General features: G+C 37.1%; 5 protein-coding genes. 4 read left to right on the top strand and 1 reads right to left on the bottom strand.

Annotated elements, in window-relative coordinates; all coding sequences use genetic code 11:
• From ACT29H_RS16650 to ACT29H_RS16635, 4 genes are all read left to right on the top strand, one after another.
• On the top strand, window positions 1-1,002 hold a 1,002-nt coding region (locus tag ACT29H_RS16650; protein WP_444822787.1), incomplete at its 5' end, for a hypothetical protein.
• Between the two features lie 6 nt (window positions 1,003-1,008).
• Window positions 1,009-1,254 (top strand): hypothetical protein, encoded by a 246-nt coding sequence (locus ACT29H_RS16645; protein ID WP_444822786.1) that lies wholly within the window; start codon window positions 1,009-1,011, stop codon window positions 1,252-1,254.
• Window positions 1,255-1,977: 723 nt separating this feature from the next.
• On the top strand, window positions 1,978-2,976 hold the full coding sequence (locus tag ACT29H_RS16640; RefSeq protein ID WP_444822785.1) for a hypothetical protein: 999 nt from the start codon (window positions 1,978-1,980) through the stop codon (window positions 2,974-2,976).
• An 80-nt stretch (window positions 2,977-3,056) separates the two neighbouring features.
• Entirely contained in the window at window positions 3,057-3,398 is a 342-nt protein-coding gene (locus ACT29H_RS16635; protein ID WP_444822784.1) for a hypothetical protein, read from the top strand.
• A 146-nt stretch (window positions 3,399-3,544) separates the two neighbouring features.
• Here the strand turns inward: ACT29H_RS16635 and ACT29H_RS16630 are convergent, their stop codons facing one another.
• Window positions 3,545-3,700 (bottom strand): helix-turn-helix domain-containing protein, encoded by a 156-nt coding sequence (locus tag ACT29H_RS16630; protein WP_444822783.1) that lies wholly within the window; start codon window positions 3,698-3,700, stop codon window positions 3,545-3,547.
• Window positions 3,701-4,108: the final 408 nt, after the last annotated feature.

Raw genomic sequence — 4,108 nt, 5'->3', positions numbered from 1 at the left:
ATCTTAGGATTTATACCGCTGGCAGGCGAAGCCCTTGATGTTGTCAACGGCATGTGGTATTTGGTAGAAGGAGACGGCGGTAATGCCACACTTTGTTTTGCCAGTATGTTGCCGGTTGTAGGGGATGCAGCAGTTAAATCATCGAAATATGCCATAAAAATCATAAAAGGCAGGAAACTGCAAAAACTCTTTGACCTGACCGATGAATCGCTGGCGGCATACGGGCGTATCGCCAAAACATTACAAAAAGGAGGGGAAATCACATGCCGGGAATGTCTTGAATTAAGCGGAAAATTACTGGCGCATAACCCGGGCAAAGCTGCAGCCATTGAAAAGCTTGCCATGAGGATCACCGATAGTGATCAGTTGAAGGCTGTACTGAACACAGTAGATGAAATGGGGATCACCCAAAAAGGTAAATTTCTGGATGATGTTCGTCAGATAGATGATGTGGCAAAATTTGATGCTGGATTGGTGGAGGCGTGGAAGAAAATGGATAACTTGGGTGCTGATGATGCTTTAAGGCAGAATACAGGGGCTTTGAAAGCGTTGGAAAAGAAGACGGCTGGAGACGAAGTGCCTTTACCAGATACATATCTCGATGCCAACTACATTAATTCTCATTTAAGTAAGTTTGATAATGGAGGGTCTTACTTGGTTCCAAAATCTGTCTTGGATAACAGAGGTAGAGATTTATTGGGAAGACCTGATGGTCAGTTCATAATACCAAAATCGGAAATGGATGATTTGCTGACAAAGACAGGAGGGGATATAACTAAGATTGAAAAAGAGCTTGGTATACCTGAAGGACTCTGGGAAGGACAGGAATTATCAAGAATTGACATCCCTGATCTTTCAGATTTAAATAAAAGAATGTCATCAGGGAATGAAATTGGTGCAAATGAACTTTGGATGCCAGGAGGCAAAACTCCTGCTGGTTATTCTGAAGTAGTTGTTGATCAAATACCAAAAGGAAAGTATATTGAAAATCCAATCAAATAGGACATTATGGATAAGATTATCGATAAAAAATGGGATTATACGCTTTACAAGAGAGGAGCTGATTTAATATTGTCTGCTGTTTGTGGAAGTGTAGGTATTTTTGAAATAAACGTAATTTTAACATCCTCTGAAGTAGAAGAATATAAACAAAATGGAACAAAGTATATAGAAACTTTGGTGAGGAAAATTCAGAGAACCCCTTCTTTTTATAAATCAAGACACGTAGAAATATCTCATGATACAAAAAAATAATCCTAACAGGGTGTTTTTTAATTGTATAGAGTGTAAATTAAACTCTGTCCATAAACTAATAAATCTTAATATTGCAGTTAATGATAGACAAGAAAAAAGAGACACCCGAGTATCGAGCCATGCGCGATTTGGCTTTGTAAGCTTCCCTTTTTTATGACAATGGCAAAGTAGAATATTTTATTTGAAACCTATTTCAAAAAGCTTTTTATGGTAGTTTTCAGGTTCTGTCAAGGGCGGCTGAGGTTCGAAGCCGTTTTTATACCCTAGGCACTTCTTTGGGGTTACTTGCTTTGCTTCAATTCATTGGGAATTACAATTCGTGGTTAAAAGGTTCTTAAAGCCCCATGCAATTGCAGTGCTGTCAATATTTGCCGATAGGACGTTGATATTAAATGGGAATTTTACCCAAAGTTAGAATTAGCAGGTTTTCAACACAGTTGGTCACTTAATTCAGGAAATACAAACCGGAAACTCCAAATCCTATGTCCCATCTTTCCCATAAGGTTCCAACCAACTTTATTCCTCATCCACTTCAAACATCCGGCAGCATTTTTCTGTTTTTCAAAATTATTTTATTTTTAAACCACGGTTATTCCGGGAAATGTATAAATCTCTTTTGAACCAACGTTCATTGACATAAATTTCTCTGGCGCCTTCAACCTGCGCCATCCCTTCAGTCCGAAAAGCACTTATCAGCTATCCCCACACTCCACTGACAACCTGATGGATTACGGTAAGCCCGACCAGAGAACCGCATTGTGGAAGTATCAGTGGGACTTAATTCATAACCCCGAGAAGATTTTGTTTAGCTGGACGCAGGATGAGGAAGAGGGGGCATTTATGTTATATGAGAGTTTTGTTACCATGGAGTTTGAAGATGTCTTTAGTCATTTTGAAGAAAATAAACGGCCGAAGCCATGGGAGTATGTCTATCTTGATAAAACTCTAAATCAGTGGGGGTTCTATATGGCAGAATTTGAAAGTTCTGTAAAGGACTACTTTAGCAGTATTGCTGTAAATTCAAAATATTTTACTGACCAGCAGGAAATTGATGTTTTTAGACAATATTATTACTATGACTTTTTGTTCCGTTCATATACATCGTATCTTATTTCCTTTTTTAACTCAACGGAGATTGATAGGAAGGAAGCAGATAGGTTGAAGAAAGTTTTTTATACCAGAGCTCATGAGTTAGAAGGAGTAAGTAAAGCTGTTGTTAGCCAATACACAGATATTTTATTGACGAAGCAGAAAGAGGAGAGGATTTTAGCAGAACGAAAAAGAGAATATGAACAACTAAAGGCATCTTATCAAAGGGAGAAGGAAAATCAAGCATTAATAAGAAACTATTCTAATGCTATGATTGGACTTACAACTGTAGGTGTTACTGTATTAACAGGTGGTACTGGTACAGTTTTTTGGGTGACTTTAGTTGGGGGCGGAATTTCTTTTGTAGGTAATACAGCGCAGATGTTTATTAGGTTATCTGATAATTCACAATTAAAGAGTAAATTAGGGTATATACCCACCGATTATAATGATGTGGTTTTTTGCTCAATTACATGTTTTATAGGAGACTCTGAAGAACTCCAGACAGCAAATGCTGTATTTGATGTAGTTGAAGGTGTAATATTTTTAAAATTAAATCCTGATATTGTTAGTGGTACCAATGTTGTTATTCAGGGGGTTGAAGTATATCAAGATATTGAAATTTCGAAATGATGATATTTAGAAGTCGCTTAAAGTCGTTTGTAATTTATTCAGTAGTAATTTTTTGTTTCATTACAATTACTGGAATTCTTTTGGAGATTGAGCTTGTCTTTATCGGGTACATAGGAAATTTAGCATTTTGGGGAATTTCGTTAATTGAAAGCAACGATTTTTATCTTGATGAAGAGAAGGTTGTTGTAAGGAATCGATTAAAGCCATATCCCTTTAAGCCTTTGATATATTATTCAAATATTGAATATATCCAGATTGTAAACTTAAGAAAAACTCGACATTCTTATCAAAGGGTTGAAGTTCAATTAATTGAGGGTAAATTATTGAAATATGCTTGTACTGGAATTAAGGCAGAAGAGTTAATGGCAATGAAAAATGAGTTTGAGAAGTATGATTTAAAAGTGATAAATGTAATTGACTAACTACAGTCTCTCTAATTTAGCCGCTTTAATCATCGAATCGATAGCAAATAGGATATGTTCCTGTTTATCTTCAGGGAATGAAAGGATGTCCTTGAAGCGGCGTAACATATCCGGGTTTTTAAACATGTCGGCATTTTCATTTTCTCCTAAAAGATAACCAACTGTTGTATCAAGCAGTGTAGCCAGTTTTTTGCTGCATCAATGCTTGGCGTCATCTCATCACGTTCGTAGCGAGAGATAACACTTACCGAAGTCTTAAGCTGTTTAGCTAAATCGGTTTGTGAAAGTTTTCTTTCAACCAATTCTTAAAAGCTCATTTGGGTAGTTTTCAGGTTCTGTCAGGGGCGGCTGAGGCACGAAGCCGTTATTATAACCTAGGCACTTCTTTGGGATTAATTGCTTTGCTTCAATTTATTGGGAATTACAATTCGTGGTTAAAAGGTTCTTTAAGCCCCATGCAACTGCTGTGCTGTCAATATTTGCCGATAGGACGTTGATATTAAATGGGAATTTTACCGAGAGTTAGACTAAGCAGGTCATCAACACAGTTGGTCACTTAATTCAGGAAATACAAACCGGAAACTCCAAGCCCTATGTCCTATTTTTCGTAAATATCCCAACCAACACTCTCCATCATCCACTTCAAACCTCCGGTAGCATTTTCGTGTTTTTCAAAATTATTTTATTTTTAAACCACGGTTATCCCGGGA

The sequence above is a fragment of the Thermophagus sp. OGC60D27 genome, from assembly GCF_052400625.1.
Lineage (GTDB): Bacteria > Bacteroidota > Bacteroidia > Bacteroidales > Marinilabiliaceae > Thermophagus.
Note: the sequence above shows the minus strand (reverse complement) of the source record. Positions and strands in the feature narration are given on the sequence as shown.